Source organism: Phenylobacterium sp. (assembly GCF_036821595.1).
Taxonomy (GTDB): Bacteria; Pseudomonadota; Alphaproteobacteria; order Caulobacterales; family Caulobacteraceae; genus Phenylobacterium.
The window spans coordinates 21,708-42,242 of the sequence record NZ_DAISJG010000026.1 but is presented as its reverse complement, the minus strand read 5'-3'; the positions used below and the strand labels follow the sequence as shown (position 1 = coordinate 42,242).

Below are 20,535 nucleotides of genomic sequence, written 5' to 3'. Positions count from 1 at the left end.
GGCGCGCGATTCACGTTCCCCACGCCGCCCGGCTGGCACGTTCAGCGCCGCGCCCGTCCGTGTGATCCGTGTAATCCGTGGTTCCTTCCTCCCTTCTCATCTCACCCACCCCGCGAGACGCCGCGAGACGAGCCCTGCGCGGAACACACCGACAACATGCGCCTTTACTTGTGGATGGCAGGCATTCGTTAACCATAACCAAGACGTTAATGACTTGTTAAACCCTTCGGCTCCGGCTTTGCTGACCTCCGTCAGGGCGCAGGCGTCGCGTTTCATCGCGGGACGCCCGGTCCGCTGGAGGAGCGCCATGTTCGAGCTGGGACGCGAGCTGAAGCGGCTGTTCGGGGCCGAGGCCGCCCACCTGCCGCAGGACGGCATCACCGGCGGCGATCCCGCCCTGCTCGAACTCCTCGACCTGAAGCTGCTGCGCGAAGAGGGCAAGGCGGCCGACGTCGCCGCCGGCCGCGTGGGCGCGAAGAACCCCGGCCAGCGCCGCCTGGAGGCCGCCGCCGTCTGGCGCGAGGTCGCCCGCCGCACCGGCGACGCCGCCGCCCTGCGCAAGGCCGCCGCCACCGCCGAGATGGCGGCCGTCGCCTTCGAGGGCCGCCGCAAGGGCGAGGCCTGGGCCCGGGCCCGGACCGAACAGGGGTTCTGCGCGCTCACCGGCGCCGAACTGTTCGGCGACCCCGGCCTCGACGCCGCCGCCGAGGTGGCCTTCCGCGAGGCCCGCGCCGCCGCCCGCGGCGGGCTCGCCGCCCCCCTGGCCGACATCGGCCTGGCCGCCGTCCAGGGCCGCCAGCTCCTCGGCCGGGGCGACGCCGCCGACGCCCACCTGATCTCCCGCGCCTTCGCCGCCCCGATCGCCGCGCTCGACGCCCAGACCCGCCGGGTGGTCGCCGCCCGGGCGCTCGCCGCCGAGGCCCGCCTGGTCCGCGCCGACCTGATGTGCGGCTGGGGCGTGCGGCTGAAGGACGAGGTGCTGCTGAAGATGGCCGTGGACGACGCCTCGGCCGCCGCGCGCCGCCTCGACCCGGCCTACGAGCCGCTGACCTGGGCCCGCGCCGAGGCCCTGCGCGGCCAGGCGCTCACCCTGTGGGGCGAGGCGCTCGGCGACCTCGACGCCATCTCGGCCGGCGCCACCGCGCTCGCCTCGGCGCTGGACGAGCTCACCCGCGACCACAGCCCGCTCGACTGGGCCCGCACCCAGCTGGCGCTCGCCCAGACCCTGCAGACGCTCGGCGAGGCCTGCGCCGACGAGCGCGCCTTCGAACAGGCCGTCACCTGCTACGACCGGGCGAACCTGGTCCTGAAGGACGCCGTCGCCCTGCCGCTGCGCGGGCTGGCCGCCGGCTCCCGCGCCGTCTGCCTCGCCCGCTCGGCCGAGCTCACCGGCGACCTCGCCGTGCTCGACGCCGCCGAGGCGGCCATGAAGATCGAGCTGGCCGCCGCGCGGCCGGGCAAGGATCCGGTGGGCTGGGCGCTGGCCCAGCTCAACCTCGCCCGGCTCTACGAGGCGCGCATCGACATCACGGGCAAGGACCGCGGCCAGCGCGCCGCCGCCGTCACCGCCCTCGACGCCGCGCTCGAGGTGTTCGGCGAGCACGGCCTGCGCTCGCTCGCCGTCGCCGCCCAGGACGCCCTCGACCGCGTCCGCGCCGGCGCCACGCGCACCCCGCGCACGGCGGTCTAGCGGAGGCCGCCGCCGTCACCCGCCGCACCGGAATGACCGTTCGTCGCCGCGCCTTCTCAAGCGGCGCCGCCGGGTGCAAGCTCGCCGGCGGAGGAGAGCCCATGCGCTTCGAAGTCTTCGCCGCCGCCGCCGCCGCGGCCCTGCTGGCCGCCACCGCCGCCCAGGCCCAGCCCGCCGTCGCCTGGGCCAAGACCCCCACCGCGGCCGATGTCGCCGCCGCCTATCCGCCGAAGGCCCGGGCCGCGGGCGTGGGCGGTGTGGTGCTGCTGACCTGCACCCTCAGCACGGCGCTCGTCCCGCGCGACTGCGCCACCCTGCGCGAGACGCCGTCCGGCTACGGCTTCGCCACCGCCGCCCGCAAGGTCGCCGCCGGGCTTGCCGCCGCGCCGGGCGCCGGGCTCCACAAGGGCGTCGAGGTGGAGGTCCCGGTGACCTTCGCCCCGGAGCTGGCCGCCGCCGGCCCGCTCACGATCCGCAACCCCGCCTGGACCTCGATCCCCACCGCCCAGGACTTCCAGGCCACCTTCCCGCAGACCCAGAACGGCGTGAACAGCGTCCGCGTGGCGCTGGTCTGCACCGCCCAGCCGGGCGGGGCGCTGGCCGACTGCGCCGTCGACCGCGAGGAGCCGGCCGGCCAGGGCTACGGCCAGGCCGCGCTGGCGCTGGCGCCGAAGTTCCGGGTCGCGGCCTGGTCCACCGACGGCCTGCCGACCTTCGGCCAGAAGGTCCGCGTGCCGATCCGCTACGAGCTGACCCAGGTGCAGGCCGCCCGCTAGCGGCCGCGCCACCACTTCAGCCCGGCGCGCTCGGCCGCCTCGAGCAGGGCGTAGAGCGCCGCGCCCATCAGGCCCAGGACGACCAGGGCCGCGAACATCCGGGCGGTCTGGAGCTTGAAGCTGGCGTCCATGATCCGCCAGGCCAGGCCCTGGACCCTGCCGGAGCCGGCCACGAACTCGGCGACCACGGCGCCCACCAGCGCCAGGCCCGCCGCGACCTTGTGGCCCTGCAGCAGGAAGGGCAGGGCCGACGGCATCTGCAGCCGCGCCAGCCGCTGGAGCCGGCCGGCGCCGTAGAGGTCGAACAGCCGGGCCAGGTCCGGGTCGGCCGACTTAAGCCCGGTGAGCGCGCCGGAGTAGATGGGGAAGAAGGCCACGACCACGGCCAGGGCCACCACGGCGCGGCCCGGGTGGTCGGTCCCGGCCCAGATGTTGACGATCGGGGCGATGGCCACCACCGGCGTCACCTGGAGCACGACGGCCAGCGGCTGGACCGCCTGCTCCATGAGCCGGCTGAGCGCCACCGCGACCGCCAGCGCCTGGGCCAGCAGGCTGGCGATGACGAGCGCGATGAGGGCGTTCTGCAGCGTGTAGCCCGAGGCCTTCAGCAGGCCGCCCGGGTCCGCGGCCAGCGCCTGGCCGATCGCCGACGGCGTCGGCAGGAAGTAGGCCGGGACGGCCAGCGCCCGGCAGGCCAGCTCCCAGCCGGCCAGCAGCACCGCCGCCAGCGTCAGCGGCGCGATCAGGCCCGCCAGCCGCCTCACGCCGCCATCCCCTGGCCGAGCAGGCCCGAGACCGCCTCGACCGTGTCGCGGAACGCCTCCGTGGTCCGGAAGCCCGCCGGCCGGGGCAGGGGCCCCGCCACCCGCGCCTCCCCCGCCGTCCGGCCGGGCCCGCGGGTCATGACCACCACGCGGCCGGCCATGTAGACGGCCTCCTCGACGTTGTGGGTCACGAAGACGATCGCCGGCCGCGACTGCGCCCACAGGCCCAGCACGTCGTCGGCCAGGGCCCGGCGGGTGATCTCGTCCAGCGCCGCGAACGGCTCGTCGAGCAGGAGGAGCCTGGGCTCGGTCGCCAGCGCCCGGGCCAGCGAGACCCGCATGGCCATGCCGCCCGAGAGCTGCGCCGGCCGGGCCGTCTCCGCGCCGGACAGACCGACCCGCGCCAGCGCGGCGTCCGCCCTCTGCCGCGCCTCGCCCCTGGCCACGCCCGCCAGCTCCAGCGGCAGGGCCGCATTGGCCCGCGCCGACAGCCAGGGCGCCAGGGTCGGGGCCTGGAACACCACCGAGGTCTCGCCCCGGCCCGGGGTGCGCCGCACCTCGCCCCGGCTCGGCTGTTCGAGCCCCGCGAGCAGCCTGAGCGCCGTGGACTTGCCGCAGCCCGACGGCCCGACCAGGGCGACGATCTCGCCCTCGCCGACCGCCAGGCTGAACGGCCCCAGCGCCCGCCCGCGCGAGGCGTAGTCGACCTCGACCTCGCTCAGCGCGGCGACGCTCACTTCGGCGTAAACTGCAGGGTGTAGGCGGCCCGGTAGTCGAGCGTCGTCGGATAGACGCCCTGGGCGCTCGCCATGTCGAAGAAGGTCTTCCAGCGCGCGTCGCTCATGGCCCCGATGGCCGCGCCCTCGTCGCCCTCGACGATCCGGTAGCTCTTCAGCTTGGCCCGGGCCTGGTCGAGGACGTCCTGGGTCATCTCCGGATTGTCCTTGCGGATGAGGGCGTCGGCCGCCGAGGCGTCGCCGTTCAGGTAGTCCGCCCAGCCCTTGGCCGAGGCCTCCACGAAGGCCTGCACAGCGGCCGGGTTCCTGGCGATCAGGCTGTCGGGCGCCAGCACCATGGTGGCGTAGCCGGGGTAGCCCTCGTCGGCGAGCAGGAAGACCTGCGGCTTCATCCCCGAGGCCTTCTCGATGGTATAGGGCTCGGAGGTGACATAGCCCTGCTGCGCCACCCGCTTGTCGGCCAGGAACGGCGCGGAATTGAAGGTGTACTTGCGCACCTGGTCGTCGGTGAACCCGTACCTCGCCTTCAGCCACACCCAGAAGGCCGTCACCGAGGCGTCGGACAGCAGGATCGGCCGGCCCTTCAGGTCGGCGATCGAGTCGATGCCCTGGCCGGGATGGGCGAGCAGGACCTGCGGGTCCTTCTGCATGAAGGCCGCGACCGCCCTCACGGGCACGCCCTCCTGAGCAAGGTTCATGACGATGAAGCTGTTGGAGCCCATGCCGAGCTCGACCGCGCCGGACGCCAGCAGCTGGGGCACGTTCACGCCCGGCCCGCCCTGGACGATCTGCACGTCGAGACCACGCTTCGCGTACTCGCCCGAGGCCAGCGCCTGGTAGAAGCCGCCGTGCTCGGCCTGCGCCCGCCAGTCGGTGGCGAAGCGGATCACCGTGCGCTGCGGCTGGCCGGAGGCCGCCTCCTCCCGCTTCGCGGGCGAACAGGCGGCGACCAGCGCGGCGAAGGCGACGGCGAGCAGGCGCAAGGCTTTCATGGACGACCCCCGGATCAGGCCGGGAAACCTAGCCCAAGGGCCGCCACGGCCAAGCCCCAAAAGCAAGAGGGCGGCGCTCCGGTTTCCCGAGGCGTCGCCCTCTCATCCAGATCCGTTGGGGGATCTGTGTCGCTAGGTCATCGCGGCTTCGGTTCGCGGGTCGCCCCGCTGGTTTTCCGCCGTGATCGGTGCCGCTCTTCGAAACTCGTCCCGGGTCGCCCCGGTTCTTCGCCTCTGGAGGAGCCTCCTGTTCGCTTGAGCGTTCCCGTCGCCGGTTCAACTCTGCGCCTCAGTCCCTCTCGACGACTTGACGGTGCGCCTGAACCCGTTATGAGGCAAGCGCCCGAAAGCGCCCCCGTGTGCGCGAACCGTCACTCTTCTGTGAATAAAGTGTTAACAACCCGGGGATCCCGCGCGGATCCCTGAGGCTTTTCAATGCGCTGATCTATCCACAGGAAAGCGGGTGGCCGCCTCAGCGGCCGGCTTCCAGCGCCTCACGGCGTTCTTCCAGCGACAGCCATTCCTCCTCCGCCGCCGCCAGTTGCTCGCGGGCCGCATCGAGCGCGCGGGAGTAGCGGTCGAAGGCCGTCGGGTCGCGGGCGTAGAGGTCCGGATCGGACAGCCCCTTCTCGAGGATCGTGATCTTCTGCGGCAGGTCGTGGATCAGGGCGTCCAGCTCGGCGAGCCGGCGCTGCTCCTTGAACGAGAGCTTGGCGGCCGCGGCCGGCGCGGCCTTCGGCCTGGGGGCCGCCGCCTTGGCCGGAGCCGGCGTCACGCGGACCCCGAAGAAGCCGGGGTTCTGGGCGATGAAGTCCTGCCAGCCGCCGGGGGTCTCCACCGCCCGCCCCGTGCCGTCGAGGCCGATGGTGGAGGTGGCCAGCCGGTCGATGAAGTCGCGGTCGTGGCTGACCAGGATCAGGGTGCCCTCGTAGTCGGCCAGCAGGTCCTCGAGCAGGTCCAGCGTATCCATGTCGAGGTCGTTGGTGGGCTCGTCCAGCACCAGCACGTTCGAGGGCTGGGCAAGCGCCCGGGCGAGCAGCAGGCGGTTGCGCTCGCCGCCGGACAGGCTGCGCACGGGCTGGCGCAGCTGGCTGTCGCGGAACAGGAAGTCCTTGGCGTAGCCGGCATAGTGCATCGGCCGGCCGCGGACCATGACCTGGTCGCCGCCGTTGGGTGTCAGCACGTCCTTCAGTGTCATCTCGGGGCTGAGCGCCGCGCGGGCCTGGTCGATGTAGGCGATCTCCAGGTTGGTCCCGAGCTTCACCGAGCCGGTGTCGGGCTCCAGTTCGCCCAGCAGCAGCTTCACCAGCGTCGTCTTGCCCGCCCCGTTGGGCCCGACAATGGCCACCCGGTCGCCCCGGATGATGCGGGTGGAGAACGGCTTCAGGATCACCCGCTCGCCGAACGCCTTGGAGATTCCCTTGGCCTCGGCCACCCGCTGGCCGGAGACGCCGGACGTGGCCAGCCCCATGTTGAGGTCGCCGCGCTGCTCCCGCATCCACTGGCTCTTGGCTTCGCGCATGGCGTTCAGCCGGCGCAGGCGGCCCTCGTTTCGGGTCCGCCGGGCGGTGACCCCCCGGGCCAGCCAGTGCATCTCCCTGCGGATCGTCACCTCGAGCCGGCGGGCCTCCTCGGCCTCCTGCGCCTCGATCTTCTCGGCCCAGGCGTCGAAGGCGCCGAACCCCTCGTCCAGCCGCCGAACCTGGCGGTGCTCCAGCCAGAAGCAGCGCTTCGTCACCCGCCCCAGGAAGGCGCGGTCGTGGCTGACGATCAGGGCGGCGGCGCGGCTTGCCGCCAACTCTGCCTCCAGGGTCTCGATGGCCAGGATGTCGAGGTGGTTGGTCGGCTCGTCCAGCAGCAGGACGTCGGCGTCCTCGGCGAAGGCGCGGGCCAGGGCGGCGCGCCGGATCTCGCCGCCGGACAGCCCGGCCGTGCCCTTGGCGGGGTCGAGGCCGAAGGCCTGCAGCGCCGCCTCCGCGCGGTGCGGCTCGGCGCCGCCGCCGGTGGCGTGGTCCAGCAGGGTCGCGCCCACGATCTCCGGCTCCTGCGGCACGAAGGCGATGCGCGTGCCGGGCGTCACCGTCCGCTCGCCGCTGTCGGGCTCGATCTGGCCGGCGATCACCCGCAGCAGGGTCGACTTGCCCGCCCCGTTGCGCCCGACGAGGCAGGCGCGGACGCGCGGCTCCAGCCCCAGGTCGACGCCGTCGAACAGCATCACCGGACCGTCGGCCAGGCGGACGTCCTTCAGCGCGAGGATGGGGGCTCTCATGGGGGCGCTGACATAGAGGCTCGGAGGCGCGACGGAAAGGCGCGCGAGCGGCCGCAGGGTCTTGGGTCCCGGCGCTGGAGGGTCTAGATGCCCCCGATGCCGCGTGAACCCTTCTGGCGCCGCAAGACCCTCGAACAGATGACTGTGGCGGAGTGGGAAAGCCTCTGCGACGGCTGCGGGCTCTGCTGTCTGGTCCGCTTCGAGGACGAGGAGACCGGCGAGATCATCCCGACGCGCGTCCACTGCAAGCTGTTCGACGCCAGTCTCTGCGCCTGCACCGACTATCCCAACCGCAAGCGGCACGTGCCGGACTGCATCAAGCTCACGCCACACAACATCGAGGCGCTCGAGTGGATGCCGAAGAGCTGCGCCTACCGCCGCATCCATGAGGGGCGCGACCTGGCCGACTGGCACCCGCTGATCTCGGGCGATCCGGAGAGCGTGCACCGGGCCGGCGTGTCGGTGCGCGGCCAGACGATCAACGAGGCCGCCCTGGCCGACCCGGAGGACGCCCTGGACTTCGCCGCCTGGGACCTCGTCGAGGAACGCGGGCGGGACTAGCGGAACCTCGGCCTCTTGCGGCTGTTCCTCTGGCCGGTGGGTTGGAGAGCGGGATGCTGTTTTCCCTGTTTCAGCGCCTTGCGGCGCTCGCCTCGCTGGCGCTGCTGGCCATGGGCGGCTGGTTCGTCTGGTCGTGGTGGCGGCTGCGCGAGATCCTGGATCCCCTGCCGGGCGACCTGATCGACACCCAGGACTGGCGGCTCTGGACCGGCGGCGCGCTGATCGCCTGGTCGTTCCTGGGCCGTATTCCGGTCGGCCTGCTGCTCGGTCGCGCGGAGGACGACGGCGCTCGCCTGAAACGCCTGCCCGGCGTCACCCTTGAAACCGCCGACGGCGCCCGCCTGCACGTGGAGCGCTCGGGGCCGCCGGAGGCGCCGGTGCTGATCTTCGTCCACGGCTGGGGCCTGGACGCCGGGGTCTGGTGGGAGGCCCGCCAGATGCTCGCGGACCGCTACCAGGTGGTGACCTACGATCTGGCCGGGCTGGGGCGTTCGACGCCGCCGCGTGACGGCAAGTACAGCCTGGACCGGTTCGCCGACGACCTGATGACGCTGGTCTCCGCGTCCTGCCCGCGCAAGGTGATCCTGGTCGGCCATTCGATCGGCGGCATGACGGTCCAGACCTTCTGCCGGCGCTACCCGGAGACCCTGGGCCGCCAGGTACTGGGCGTCGTCCTGGAGAACACCACCCACACCGACCCCATGCGCACGACCGTTCTCGGCGAGGCCCTCCACGCCGTGGAGCCGGTCGTGAAGCCGCTGATGCGCCTCGACATCTGGCTGCAGCCGCTCGCCTGGCTGCTGAACTGGCAGAGCTACCTGTCCGGCGCGACGCATCTGGCCATGCGCTTCGGGGGCTTCGGGACCACGCCCACCAAGGCCCAGCTGGAGCAGGTCGCCCGCGCGGTCACCCGCAACTCGCCGGCCGTGCAGGCCAAGGGCAACATCGCCATGATGGAGTGGGACGCGACCGAGGCCCTGCCGGAGATGCGCATCCCGGCCCTGCTGTTCATCGGCGGCTCGGACATCGTCACCGTGCCGGCCGCCGGCGAGACCATCGCGCGGCGGATGCCGCAGGCCCGCCCGGTCCACCTGGAGGAGGCGGGCCACCTCGGCCCTCTGGAACTGGCGGAGGACTACAACCGCGCCATCGCCCGCTTCGCCGACGAGATCTTCACCCGCGGCGCCCGATCCGCCGACATTGCCTCGGTCTCGCCCGCCGAGGAGGAGGGGACGATCCGCGCCCGGCGTCCGCCGCAGGAGCCGCGTCACTACATGTGATGTGGCAATTTTGCCACATCGGCCCTTGCGTGCATCTCGGCCCGGACCAATCTACAAGCCTGAGGTCTTAGAAGATGTGGGCAAGGGCAGAGGATTTGGCGCGCGACCCCTATCAGGAGCTGGGCGTCCCCCGCAGTGCGAGCGCGGACGAGATCAGGAAGGCGTTCCGCAAGCTCGCCAAGCAGAATCACCCCGACGCAAATCCCGGGAACAAGGAAGCCGAAGAACGCTTCAAGCGCGTCAGCGCGGCCTTCGACATCCTGGGCGACGTGGACAAGCGCAAGAAGTTCGATGCGGGCGAGATCGACGCCGACGGGCGTGAGACGGCGCGCGGCTTCAGCGGTCACGGCCCGTGGGGCGGCCAGCCCGGCGGCCCCGGCTGGGAAGGCGGCTATCAGCGGCGCAGCGGGCCCTACCAGAGCGAGAGCTTCGAAGGCGTCGACCTGGGCGACATCCTGGGCGAGATGTTCGGCGGCGGCCGTCAGGGCCGCGGCGGGGCCGGCGGCGGCTTCGGCGGCTTCTCGCAGCGCGGCGCCGACGTGCGCGCGAAGCTCGAGATTGACCTGCTGGACGCCATCCGCGGCGGAAAGCGCCGGATCGCCTTCTCCGACGGCCGCACCATCGACGTGACCATTCCGAAGGGGGCGCAGGAGGGCCAGACGCTGCGGCTGAAGGGGCAGGGCGCCCCCGGCCGCTCCGGCCCCGGCGACGCCTTCATCGAACTGAGCATCCTGCCGCATCCGGTGTTCCGCCGGGAGGGCGAGGTGCTGGTGATGGACGTGCCGGTGACGGTCTACGACGCCGTGCTGGGCGGCAAGGCCGAGGCGCCGACGCCGGACGGTCCGGTGACGCTCACCATCCCCAAGGGCGCCAACACCGGCTCGCGGCTGCGCCTGAAGGGCCGGGGACTGTCGGACTCCAAGGGCCATCGCGGGGACCTCTTCGCCCGGCTGGTGGTCACCCTGCCCGACACGGTCGACTCCGAGCTGGAGCAGATCGCCGAGACCTGGCGGCAGAAGCGGCCCTACACGCCGAAGCGGCGCACGTGACCAGGCTTGGCGTGACAGGGCGCCGCAGCCGGGACATAAACCCTGTATTCAGGCCCGGTTCAGTCCTGGCCGGCTAGATCTGGACCCATGAAACGCTTTCTCGTGATCGCCGCCCTGCTGGGCGCCGCCGCCGCGCCCGTCGCGGCCGAGGCCCAGCAGGCGCGCCTGATCCCGGTCCAGGCCGGGCGCCAGGTGCCGCTGTCGCGCGTTCTGGAGACGATCGCCCAGCAGATTCCCGGGCGGCACCTGAACACCACCATGGGCGACGCCGGCGGCCGCCCCGCCTACTTCGTCCAGTGGCAGACGCCCGACGGCCGCGTGATGGTCATCGTGGTGGACGCTCAGACCGGCCGGATCATCGGCCGCCAGTAGGGCGATCCGGATCATTAGAAAGGGACGCGGACGTGCGCATCCTGCTTGTTGAAGACGACCCCGACCTGTCGCGCCAGCTGAAGCTGGCCCTGGCCGACGCCGGCTACGCCGTCGACCACGCCCCCGACGGCGAGGAGGCGCAATTCCTCGGCGAGACCGAGCCCTACGACGCCATCATCCTCGACCTGGGCCTGCCCAAGGTGGACGGCGTCTCGGTGCTGGAGCGCTGGCGGCGCGAGAGCATGGCGACGCCCGTGCTCATCCTCACCGCCCGCGGCGCCTGGAGCGAGAAGGTCGCCGGCTTCGACGCCGGCGCCGACGACTACCTGACCAAGCCGTTCCACACAGAGGAGCTGCTGGCCCGCCTGCGCGCCCTGCTGCGCCGTTCGGCGGGGCATGCGACCCCGAACCTCGCCTGCGGCGGCCTGCGGCTCGACCCCCGGGCGGCCCGCGCCAGCGTCAACGGCGAGCCGCTCCGGCTCACCTCGCTGGAATATCGCCTGCTGCACTACCTGATGATGCACCAGGGCCGGGTGATCAGCCGGACCGAGCTCGTGGAGCACCTCTACGACCAGGACTTCGACCGGGACTCCAACACCATCGAGGTGTTCATCGGCCGCGTGCGCAAGAAGATCGGCGCCGACCGGATCGAGACCGTCCGCGGCCTCGGCTATCGCCTGACCTGCCCCGAGGACGAGGTGGGCCAGGCGGCGAACCCGTGACGCCGCGCCCGTGAGGCTGCTGGGGGCGCTCGGCCGGCCGTCGCTCGCGCGCCGGCTCGTGCTCCTGGCGGTGGGCTGGAGCCTCGCGGCCCTGGTGGTCTCGGCCGCTGTCCTGGCTCTGCTGTTCCAGCAGGCGGCCCTGCAGCGGGTCGATCAGACCCTGGGCGAGCTGATCGACAACCTGCTGTCCAACTCCACCGTCGACGGCGGCCAGGTGTTCGCCCCGGCGCTGACCGACGAGCGGGCGCTGCGCGCCTTCTCCGGCCGCTACTGGACCATCGCGGCGCCCACCGCCGACGGGAAGGTCCGCCCGCTGGTGCGCTCCTACTCCCTGTTCGATTCCGCCCTGCCGACGCCGCCGGACCTGGTCGCCCGCTTCAAGGCCGCTCCGGGCAAGGCGGTCGCCTACGATACCCGCGGTCCGCTCGACGAGCCGCTGCGGGCGCGGGCCGTCTACGCCGAGCTGCATGGCGTGCCGGTCATCTTCCTGGCCGCCGAGGAGCGTTCGACGATCAATCGGGCGGTGCGCAACTTCGTCGCCTGGACGGCCGGCGCCTTCGCGCTGCTGGGCGCGGGCTTGGTGGCGGCGATCATCATCCAGGTGCGCGTGGGCCTCAGGCCCGTGTACGACCTGCAGCGGGAGGTGGCGGCCGTGCGCCGCGGCAAGGCGGAGCGCCTGGAAGAGGCCTACCCCATCGAGCTCACCCCGCTCGCCGACGAGCTCAACGCGCTGCTGGCGCACAACCAGGAGGTCGTGGAGCGCCAGCGCACCCACGTCGGCAACCTGGCCCACGCCCTGAAGACCCCGATCTCGGTGATGCTCACCGAGGCCGGCCAGCGGCCGGGCCCGCTGGCCGAGGTGGTCAGCCGCCAGGCCGAGACCATGCGCCAGCAGGTGGACCACCACCTGCGCCGCGCGCGCGCCGCGGCCCGCACCCAGGGGCAGGGGGAGCGCACCTCGGTCGCCGAGATCCTTGACGAACTCGCCCGCACCCTGGATCGCATCTTCCGCGACAAGGGCGTCGAGATCGACTGGGACGCCGCCGACGACCTGTTCTTCCTGGGCGAGCGCCAGGACCTGCTGGAGATCGCCGGCAACGCCATGGAGAACGCCTGCAAGTGGGGGAAGAGCCGGGTTCGGGTGCGCGCCGCCGCCAACGGCCCCGACCGCTTCCGCCTGACGGTGGAGGACGACGGGCCGGGCCTGCCGCCGGACCGCCGCGACGAGGTGGTCCGCCGCGGCGCGCGCCTCGACGAGAACGCCCCGGGCTCGGGGCTGGGCCTCTCGATCATCGACGAGCTCGGCCGCGCCTACGGCGGCGTCCTGAAGCTCGGGGATTCGTCCTTGGGCGGATTGCGCCTGGAGATCGACCTGCCGCAGGCGGCCGCCTGAATTCCCTAACCTTTGGAAAACCTTAACCCGCGGTTGGGCAAGTTGGCCCCGTGCGGGCCTGCGCCCGCCCGTGGAGTTTCGCATGCCCGCTCTCTCGGAGCGCAAGATCGAGATCGTCAGGGCCCTGGTCGCCGCCGCCCCCGACAAGGTGGTCGGCGGGCTGCAGGCGGCCCTGGCGGAGGCCCAGGGCGACTCCGCCCTGGCCGGCGTCCGGCGGCTCGTGGACGCCGAGGCCGGCGAACGGCGCCTGCGCAACATCATCCTGCAGGCGATCGCCCCGATGTGCGTGGGCGACGGCCGCGACCCGCACAGCCTGGTCTTCCCGTCGTTCGCGCTGAGCTATCTCTGGAAGGGGCTGAAGGCGCTGGACCCGCAGGGGATCAAGGCCGCGTCCCTGGCGCTCTACGACTATCGGCCCGGCGAGAGCTCGCCCGCCCCGTTCGACGCCCTGGTGAAGCGCGCCGCCGATGCGGTCCGCGCGGGCGAGCCGCGTGAGTTCGCCACGGTGACCATGCTGTGCGACCAGGCCCGCCCCGGCGGCGGGGCGGCGTTCCAGCTGTGCCTGGACCTCGCCCCCATCGTCCGGCGGGCCGCCTACCGCCTGCCGGAGTGGACCGCCCACTTCGGCGACGACACCACCGCGGCCGCCCGCCTGGTCTACCGCGACGCCTGCGCCGTGGCCGACGACGCCGGCCCGACCTTCTTCGAGATGATCGCCGCCCAGCTTCCGCACCCGTGGATGGTGCTGCGGATCATCTCGGCGGTGATGGACAAGCCCAGCGAGCGCTACCTGCGCGATTCCGAACTCGGCGGCTTCGCCGAGCGGGTGATGGACGACATCGACGCCGCCCTGAGGTCGATCCAGACCCTGGACGTGGACGGCGGCGAGGAGACCGCGCGGGCCGCCGCCAAGCTCGTCGAGCTGGTCACCCTGCAGGTGGCGGAGATCGAATCCTGCATCGCGCTCGAGCGCGAGCACAGCTGGGGCAACCGGCTGCTGAAGCAGAAGAACGCGCTGGCCAGCGTCGTCGAGGGCCGCATCCGCGAGGCCGAGAAGTACGCCAACCTGGCGCTGCCCATGCAGCCGGCCCGGCTGCGCCGGATCCGCCGGATGATCCCGCGCCACACCCTGCCGCCGGATCCGAAGGCGGTGCGCCGGGCGCTCACCCTGTTCCACTTCGCCCGCGAGATCCGCTCCAGCGCCAACTACGGCGGCTTCGCCTCGGCGCGCTCCAAGATGCTGGAGAAGGTCGGCGACATGCTCGACCACTACGTCGAGGAGACCCTCGACCTCATCAAGACCGGCGACTGCGAGAACGAGCCCGTGGCCCGCGAGCACCTGGCGGTGGTCGTGGAGTTCAGCCGGCTGGTCCGCGACGAGAAGGCCGCCGACCTCGTCCGCCGCCGCGCCGCCGCCTGCAGGGCCGAGCCGCCGCCGATGGCCGCAGGCGCCTGAGCGCCCTCTCGCGCTGACCCGCGGTTTCGGCTAAACGGCCGCCCATGATCGCGTTCTGGGCGGTCGCCGGCGTTCTTTCCGCCGCCGCGGCCGGCCTCATCCTTTTCCGGGCCGCACAGGCCGCCTCGCAGGGCGAGGCGCCGGACCCGACGCCCATCCTCTATCGCCGGCAGCTGTCCGAGATCGATGACCTGGCCGAGCGTGGCCTGATCGGCGAGAGCGAGCGTCGCATCGCCCACGCCGAGGCCGCGCGGCGTCTGCTGGCCGCCACCGAGAAGCCCGGCGAGGCGTGGAGCGCCGGCCCCGGGGCCCGCACGCCGGTGCTGGCCGCGGTCGTGCTCGCGCCCATGCTGGCGCTCGGCCTCTACCTCGGGATCGGCGCGCCGGGCGCGCCCGACCAGCCGTTTGCGCAGCGCCTGGAGACCTGGCGCACCAGCGACCTCGCCACCCTGCAGCCGGCCGAGATCGCCGCGGTGCTGAACCGGCTGACGCGGGAGCGGAAGAACGATCCCGAGCTCTACCGCTTCCTGGCCATGGCGGAATCCAGCGCCAACAACCCGGCCGCCGCGGTCCGCGCCCTGCGCCGCGCGGTGGCGATCGCCCCTGAGCGCGCCGACCTCTGGACCCTGCTGGGCGAGGCCTACGCCAGCCAGGCCGGCGAGGTGGACGAGGCTGCGCAGGAGGCCTTCCGCGAGGCCCTGAAGCGCGATCCCAAGGCGGTGGAGCCGCGCTTCTACCTGGGCCGCCAGCGCATCCTGTCCGGCGACCGGGCCGGCGGCGTCGCCGACTGGCGCGCCCTACTGGCCGAGCTGCCGCCCGCCGATCCCCGCGCCGAGGTGGTCCGCCGCGCCATCGCCGAGGCCGAGTCGACGCCGGCCCAGCCCGGCTTCAGCGGCGACCAGATGGCCGCCATCCGCGGCATGGTCGAAGGCCTAGCCGCCCGGCTGAAGACCAACCCCGACGATCCGGAGGGCTGGGTGCGCCTGGTCCGCGCCTACGCCGTCCTGGGCGAGACCGCCCAGCGCGACGCGGCGCTCGCCACCGCCCGCGGCCGCTACGGCGGCGACCCCGAGATCCTGAACCAGCTCGCGCAGGCCGCGCGGGCGGAGCCGATGCGATGAGTTTCCTGCCCCCATGAGCTGGCTGCCCAAGTCCCCCAAGGCGCGCCGCCGCCTGACCCTGATCCTCGCGATCGCGCCGGTGCTGGCGCTGGCCGCGGGCCTGACCCTGTGGGGCCTCAGGGACTCGATCTCGTTCTTCTACACCCCGTCGCAGGCCGAGGCGGCCAAGCCGCCGCCCGGCCGCTCCATCCAGCTCGGCGGCCTGGTGGCCGAGGGGTCGGTGGTCAAGCATCCCGACGGGCGCGTAGAGTTCACCGTCCAGGACCAGGCCGCCACCGACAAGGTGGTGTTCTCCGGCGACCTGCCGGACCTGTTCCGCGAGGGGCAGGGGATCGTGGCTGTGGGGTCGTTCCGCGAGGACGGCGTCTTCGAGGCGAAGCGCGTGCTCGCCAAGCACGACGAACGCTACATGCCCCGCGAGGTCTCCAAGGCGCTGAAGGAACAGGGCGAGTGGTACGGCGAGGGCGGCAAGCCCATGCACGAGGCCCCGCCCGCCGCCCCGAAGAGCAGCGCCCTGTGATCGCAGAGGTCGGTTCCTTCGCCCTGATCCTGGCGCTCGCCGTCTCGCTCGCCCAGATCGGGCTGTCGGCCATAGCGCGCGTGCGCCGCTCCGCAGTGCTGGCCGCGGCCGGGGAGGGGGCGGCGCTCGTCGCCTTCCTGGGCGTGCTGGTGGCCTTCGCAGCCCTGATGCACGCCTTCGTGGTCTCGGACTTCTCGGTGGCCAACGTCGCCGCCAATTCGCACAGCGACAAGCCGCTGCTCTACCGGGTCGCCGGGACCTGGGGCAGCCACGAGGGCTCCATGCTGCTCTGGTGCCTGGCGCTCACCGGGTTCGGGGCCATGGCCGCGATCGCCGGGCGCGGGCTGCCCCGCGGCCTGAAGGCGCTGACCATCGCCGTCCAGGGCGTGCTGGGCGTGGTCTTCCTGGCCTACACCGTCTTCGCCTCCAACCCGCTGGCCAGGCTCGATCCCGCGCCGGTGGAGGGGCGCTCCCTGAACCCGCTCCTGCAGGACCCGGCGCTCGCCTTCCACCCGCCGTTCCTCTACGCCGGCTACGTCGGCCTCTCGGTGGTCTTCTCGCTGGCCGTGGCGGCCCTGATCGAGGGCAGGGTGGAGGCCGCCTGGGCCCGCTGGGTGCGGCCCTGGACGCTCGCCGCCTGGAGCATGCTGACCATCGGCATCACGCTCGGCGCCTTCTGGGCCTACTACGAGCTCGGCTGGGGCGGCTGGTGGTTCTGGGACCCGGTGGAGAACGCCTCCTTCATGCCGTGGCTGGTGGCCGCAGCCCTGCTGCACTCGGCGATCGTGACGGAGAAGCGCGGCGCGCTCTCCGGCTGGACCGTGTTCCTGGCGCTGGCGGCCTTCTCCTTTTCCATGCTGGGCGCCTTCCTGGTCCGGTCCGGCGTGCTGACCTCGGTCCACGCCTTCGCGGTTGATCCGACGCGGGGCGTCCTGCTGCTGGCCATCCTGGGCGTCACCGCCGGCGCGGGGTTCGGCCTCTTCGCCTGGCGCGCGCCCGGCCTGGCCCAGGGTGGCGTGTTCGCCCCGGTCAGCCGCGAGAGCGCGCTGGTGCTCAACAACATCCTGCTGGCCGCGGCCACCGCCACGGTGCTGCTGGGCACCCTGTTCCCGCTGATCCGCGAGGCGGCGACCGGCGAGGCGATCTCGGTCGGGCCGCCCTACTTCAACCTGACCTTCACCCCGCTGATGGCCGCCCTGCTGATCCTGCTGCCGGCCGGGCCGCTGCTGGCCTGGAAGCGTGGCGACGCCCGCGGCGTGCTGCAGCGGCTGTGGGCCGCGGCGCTGATCGCGGTCGCCGTCGGCTTCGCCACCCTGCTGCTCGTCAGCCCCCGGCACGGCTGGGGCGCGGCGGGCGTGGCGCTGGGCGCCTGGCTGATCGTGGGCGCCCTGGCCGAGATCCTCGAGCGGGTCCGCGCCTTCCGCGCGCCCGCCGCCGAGAGCTGGCGGCGCCTCACCGGCCTGCCGCGCGGCGCCTGGGGCATGACGCTGGCCCACCTGGGCCTGGGGGTCTTCGTGCTGGGGGCGGTTTTCGAGACGAGCTGGAAGGTGGAGGCCGCCGAGGCGCTTCCCATCGGCGGGGCGCTGGACGCCGGCGCCTACCACGTGGTGCTGCAGGACGTGGTCGGCGTGGAAGGCCCCAACTACGACGCCGAGCGGGCGGAGCTCTCGGTCACCCGCAACGGCCAGCCGATCTGCGCGCCCTCGCCCGAGCGTCGCTTCTATCCAGCCGGCGGCCAGAGCACCTCTGAGGTCGGCATCTGCTACCAGGGCCTGAGCCACGTCTATGTGGTGCTGGGCGAGCGGCGCGCCGGGGCCGAGGCGCCCGTCTGGCTGGTCCGCGCATACTGGAACCCCTGGGCGACCCTGATCTTCGTGGGGCCGGGGATCATGGCCCTGGGCGGGCTGATCTCGCTCTCGGACCGGCGCCTTCGCCTGGGCGTCGCCCGCCGCAGGGAGCAGCCGGCATGAGGCTCCGCGCCGTCCTCGCCGCCGTCGCCGCGGTCTTCTGCATGGCCGCCGCGTCGGACCCCGCCGAGCGCCTCCCCGACCCGGCGCAGGAAGCCCGCGCGCGGGAGATCTTCCGCGACGTCCGCTGCCTGGTCTGCCAGAACGAGTCCATCGACGACTCCGAGGCCGAGCTGGCCCAGGACCTGCGCAAGCTGGTCCGCGAGCAGGTCTCCGCCGGCCGCTCCGACGCCCAGATCAAGTCCTACCTGACCGAGCGGTACGGCGAGTTCGTGCTGCTCACCCCCTCGTTCTCCGGCGGCAACCTGGCGCTCTGGATCGGTCCCTTCATCGTGGTCCTGCTGGGCGCGGGCCTGCTGTTCCTGCGGCTCCGGAACCGATCGCCCGAGGCGGAGCTATCGCAGGAGGAGAGCGAGCGGCTGAACAGGCTGTCGGAGGGCGAGAGCCCCTGACAAGATGGCGCCCAACATTGGACGCGAAGCGGCGCTTAGGGTGACCTGAATGTAACTTGAGAGCCGTTGCACTCTCGTGCATCGAACCTAGGTTTTTCGGGCGGACTGCGGACCTCGCGGGCCGCCTACAGGGAACAGAAGGCTGATGACCTCGAAGAAGACCGGTTACCTCCTGGGCGCCGTCGCCGGCGCCGGTGTCATGGCCGCGGCGGTCGCGGGCGCGGGCATGCGGCTTCCCATGGCCCATGCCGAGCAGCCCCAGCTGATCCGCGCCTCGACCGCGCCGATCTTCGCCCCGCCGCCGGGCGCGCCGATGTCCTATGCCGACATCTTCGAGCGCGTGTCGCCCGCCGTGGTCTCGATCAACGTCACCAGCCGCATGGACCCCAACGCCCTGCGCCGGGCGATCCCGGGCCTGCCGTTCCTGCTGCCGCAGCCGGACGAGGAGGAAGGCGACGATCCGACCGCCCCGCCCCGGGGCGGCCAGACCGAACGCGGCCAGCCCCGGCTGCCGAGCCAGCAGTCCTCGGGCTCGGGCTTCTTCATCTCGGCCGACGGCTACATCGTGACCAACAACCACGTGGTCGAGAACGCCGAGAAGATCACCGTGGTCATGAAGGACGAGACCGAGCTCGAGGCCGAGATCGTCGGCCGCGACGAGGGCACCGACCTCGCCGTGCTGAAGGTGAAGGGCCGCAAGGGGCCGTTCCCGTTCGTGAACTTCGAGGATTCGGCCAAGCCCCGGGTCGGCGACTGGGTCATCGCGGTGGGCAATCCCTTCGGCCTGGGCGGCACCGCTACGGCCGGGATCATCTCCGCCTACGGCCGCGACATCGGCGAGACCTTCGTCGACTACATCCAGATCGACGCGCCCATCAACCGGGGCAACTCGGGCGGCCCGACCTTCGACATCTACGGCCGGGTGATCGGCGTGAACACGGCGATCTTCTCGCCGTCCGGCGGCTCGGTGGGCATCGGCTTCGCCATTCCCGCCGAGGTGGCGGACACGGTGACCAAGCAACTGATCAATGGCGGCAAGATCGAGCGCGGCTACATCGGCGCCTCGATCCAGAACTTCACCCGCGAGATGGCCGAGGCCCAGGGCATGGGCGAACAGCGCGGCGCCATCGTCGCCGACCTCGTCACCGGCGGCCCCTCGGCCCGCGCCGGCCTGCTGGTCGGCGACGTGGTCGTGGCGATCAACGGCCAGTCGGTGAAGAACTCCTCGGAGCTCACCCGCCGGGTGGCCCAGGCGCGTCCGGGCGACGCCCTGCGGCTCGACATCATCCGCGACGGCCGCCGGCAGCAGGTCACGGTCCGCTCCGGCACCCGGCCCTCCGAGCGCGAGCTCGCGGCCAACGACAACACGCCGGGCCGCGCCCCTGGCGCGCCGGCCCCGCCGACGCAGGCGCCGCCGGTGATCGGGCTGGCGCTGGCCCCGCTCGACGACGCCTCCCGCCGGCAGCTCAACGTGCCGGCCGACGTGCGCGGCGCGCTGGTCACCAGCGTGGACCAGGGTTCCGACGCGGCCGAGAAGGGCCTGCGCCGCGGCGACCTGATCACCCGCGCCGGCGACCGGGCGGTGACCAGCGCCGCCGATCTCGCCGCGGTGGTGGAGGCCGCCAAGCGGGCCAACCGCACCAGCGTGCTGGTGGGCGTCTACCGCAACGGCCGCACCTCCTTCCTGCCGCTGAACATTTCAGGCTAGGCTTGGCTCTGCGGGGGGCGGAATCATGCGGATCCTGATCGTCGAAGACGACCTTGAGGCGGCCGAGGCCATGGAGCGCGGCCTTACCGAGGCCGGTCACGCCTGCGTGCGGACGGCCGACGGCGAGGAGGGCCTCGCCGCGGCCCGGGCCGGCGAGTTCGACGTGATGATCGTCGACCGGATGATGCCGAAGATGGACGGCGTCACCCTCGTCACGACCCTGCGCCGGGAGGGCGACCAGACGCCTGTGCTGTTCCTCTCGGCCCTGGGCGAGGTGGGCGACCGGGTGGCGGGGCTGCAGGCCGGCGGCGACGACTATCTGGTGAAGCCTTACGCCTTCGCCGAGCTGACCGCCCGGGTCGATGCGCTCGCCCGCCGCCGCGAGACCGGCTCGGTGCAGACCCTGCTGCGGGTCGGCGACCTGGAGATGGACCTGATCGCCCGCACCGTGCACCGCCAGGGCAAGGAGATCGACCTGCAGCCGCGGGAATTCCAGCTCCTGGAGTTCATGATGCGCCACGCCGGCCAGTCGGTGACCCGCACCATGCTGCTGGAGAAGGTCTGGGAGTACCACTTCGACCCCCAGACCAACGTCATCGACGTCCACATCTCGCGCCTGCGCTCGAAGATCGACAAGGGCTTCGACCGCCCGATGCTGCAGACCGTCCGCGGGGCGGGCTACCGCCTGGACGCCTAAGAAGAGGCG

The 20,535-nt window shown here is 72.8% G+C and carries 19 protein-coding genes; 15 read left to right on the top strand and 4 right to left on the bottom strand.

Features of this window, described 5'->3' with window-relative positions; all coding sequences use genetic code 11:
* Positions 1-307: 307 nt before the first annotated feature.
* Positions 308-1,690: a hypothetical protein gene (locus tag V7Z97_RS12755; protein ID WP_334163807.1), complete on the top strand. Its 1,383-nt coding sequence runs from the start codon at positions 308-310 to the stop codon at positions 1,688-1,690.
* A 101-nt stretch (positions 1,691-1,791) separates the two neighbouring features.
* On the top strand, positions 1,792-2,466 hold the full coding sequence (locus V7Z97_RS12750; protein ID WP_334163806.1) for a hypothetical protein: 675 nt from the start codon (positions 1,792-1,794) through the stop codon (positions 2,464-2,466).
* Here the strand turns inward: V7Z97_RS12750 and V7Z97_RS12745 are convergent.
* The 4 genes from V7Z97_RS12745 to V7Z97_RS12730 form a co-directional block, all read right to left on the bottom strand.
* Positions 2,463-3,230 (bottom strand): ABC transporter permease, encoded by a 768-nt coding sequence (locus V7Z97_RS12745; protein ID WP_442958036.1) that lies wholly within the window; start codon positions 3,228-3,230, stop codon positions 2,463-2,465. The two genes, V7Z97_RS12750 and V7Z97_RS12745, sit on opposite strands and share 4 nt — an antisense overlap.
* A complete protein-coding gene (locus V7Z97_RS12740) occupies positions 3,227-3,967 on the bottom strand; it encodes an ABC transporter ATP-binding protein (RefSeq protein ID WP_334163805.1) in 741 nt (246 codons plus the stop codon). Before V7Z97_RS12740 ends, V7Z97_RS12745 begins: the two co-directional genes overlap by 4 nt.
* A complete protein-coding gene (locus tag V7Z97_RS12735) occupies positions 3,964-4,959 on the bottom strand; it encodes an ABC transporter substrate-binding protein (protein ID WP_334163804.1) in 996 nt (331 codons plus the stop codon). The genes V7Z97_RS12740 and V7Z97_RS12735 overlap by 4 nt, the downstream gene beginning before the upstream one ends.
* Positions 4,960-5,431: 472 nt before the next feature.
* Positions 5,432-7,228: an ABC-F family ATP-binding cassette domain-containing protein gene (locus V7Z97_RS12730; RefSeq protein WP_334163803.1), complete on the bottom strand. Its 1,797-nt coding sequence runs from the start codon at positions 7,226-7,228 to the stop codon at positions 5,432-5,434.
* 96 nt (positions 7,229-7,324) lie between these two features.
* On the opposite strand from V7Z97_RS12730, the gene V7Z97_RS12725 reads away from it, so the two are divergent.
* The 13 genes from V7Z97_RS12725 (at position 7,325) to V7Z97_RS12665 (ending at position 20,526) form a co-directional block, all read left to right on the top strand.
* Positions 7,325-7,789: a YcgN family cysteine cluster protein gene (locus V7Z97_RS12725; RefSeq protein WP_334163808.1), complete on the top strand. Its 465-nt coding sequence runs from the start codon at positions 7,325-7,327 to the stop codon at positions 7,787-7,789.
* A gap of 53 nt (positions 7,790-7,842) precedes the next feature.
* A complete protein-coding gene (locus V7Z97_RS12720; RefSeq protein WP_334163802.1) occupies positions 7,843-9,069 on the top strand; it encodes an alpha/beta fold hydrolase in 1,227 nt (408 codons plus the stop codon).
* 95 nt (positions 9,070-9,164) lie between these two features.
* Complete coding sequence (locus V7Z97_RS12715) at positions 9,165-10,118, top strand: DnaJ C-terminal domain-containing protein (protein ID WP_334163801.1); 954 nt, start codon at positions 9,165-9,167, stop codon at positions 10,116-10,118.
* A gap of 87 nt (positions 10,119-10,205) precedes the next feature.
* On the top strand, positions 10,206-10,490 hold the full coding sequence (locus tag V7Z97_RS12710; protein WP_334163800.1) for a PepSY domain-containing protein: 285 nt from the start codon (positions 10,206-10,208) through the stop codon (positions 10,488-10,490).
* Between the two features lie 32 nt (positions 10,491-10,522).
* Positions 10,523-11,212 carry a response regulator transcription factor gene (locus V7Z97_RS12705; protein WP_334163799.1) on the top strand — a complete coding sequence of 230 codons (690 nt, stop codon included), beginning with the start codon at positions 10,523-10,525 and terminating at the stop codon, positions 11,210-11,212.
* Between the two features lie 10 nt (positions 11,213-11,222).
* A complete protein-coding gene (locus V7Z97_RS12700; protein WP_334163798.1) occupies positions 11,223-12,605 on the top strand; it encodes an ATP-binding protein in 1,383 nt (460 codons plus the stop codon).
* A gap of 82 nt (positions 12,606-12,687) precedes the next feature.
* Entirely contained in the window at positions 12,688-14,061 is a 1,374-nt protein-coding gene (locus tag V7Z97_RS12695; protein ID WP_334163797.1) for a hypothetical protein, read from the top strand.
* Positions 14,062-14,105: 44 nt separating this feature from the next.
* Positions 14,106-15,182, top strand: coding sequence for a c-type cytochrome biogenesis protein CcmI (gene ccmI / locus V7Z97_RS12690; protein ID WP_334163796.1), 1,077 nt, complete (start codon positions 14,106-14,108; stop codon positions 15,180-15,182).
* A 13-nt stretch (positions 15,183-15,195) separates the two neighbouring features.
* The gene (gene ccmE / locus V7Z97_RS12685) at positions 15,196-15,702 is read left to right on the top strand and encodes a cytochrome c maturation protein CcmE (protein WP_334163795.1); all 507 of its coding nucleotides are present in this window, start codon (positions 15,196-15,198) and stop codon (positions 15,700-15,702) included.
* A complete protein-coding gene (locus V7Z97_RS12680; RefSeq protein ID WP_334163794.1) occupies positions 15,699-17,672 on the top strand; it encodes a heme lyase CcmF/NrfE family subunit in 1,974 nt (657 codons plus the stop codon). The genes ccmE and V7Z97_RS12680 overlap by 4 nt, the downstream gene beginning before the upstream one ends.
* Positions 17,669-18,121 (top strand): cytochrome c-type biogenesis protein, encoded by a 453-nt coding sequence (locus V7Z97_RS12675; protein WP_334163793.1) that lies wholly within the window; start codon positions 17,669-17,671, stop codon positions 18,119-18,121. Before V7Z97_RS12680 ends, V7Z97_RS12675 begins: the two co-directional genes overlap by 4 nt.
* Positions 18,122-18,266: 145 nt before the next feature.
* Entirely contained in the window at positions 18,267-19,829 is a 1,563-nt protein-coding gene (locus tag V7Z97_RS12670) for a Do family serine endopeptidase (protein ID WP_334163792.1), read from the top strand.
* A gap of 25 nt (positions 19,830-19,854) precedes the next feature.
* Positions 19,855-20,526 carry a response regulator transcription factor gene (locus tag V7Z97_RS12665; RefSeq protein ID WP_334163791.1) on the top strand — a complete coding sequence of 224 codons (672 nt, stop codon included), beginning with the start codon at positions 19,855-19,857 and terminating at the stop codon, positions 20,524-20,526.
* Positions 20,527-20,535 lie beyond the last annotated feature (9 nt).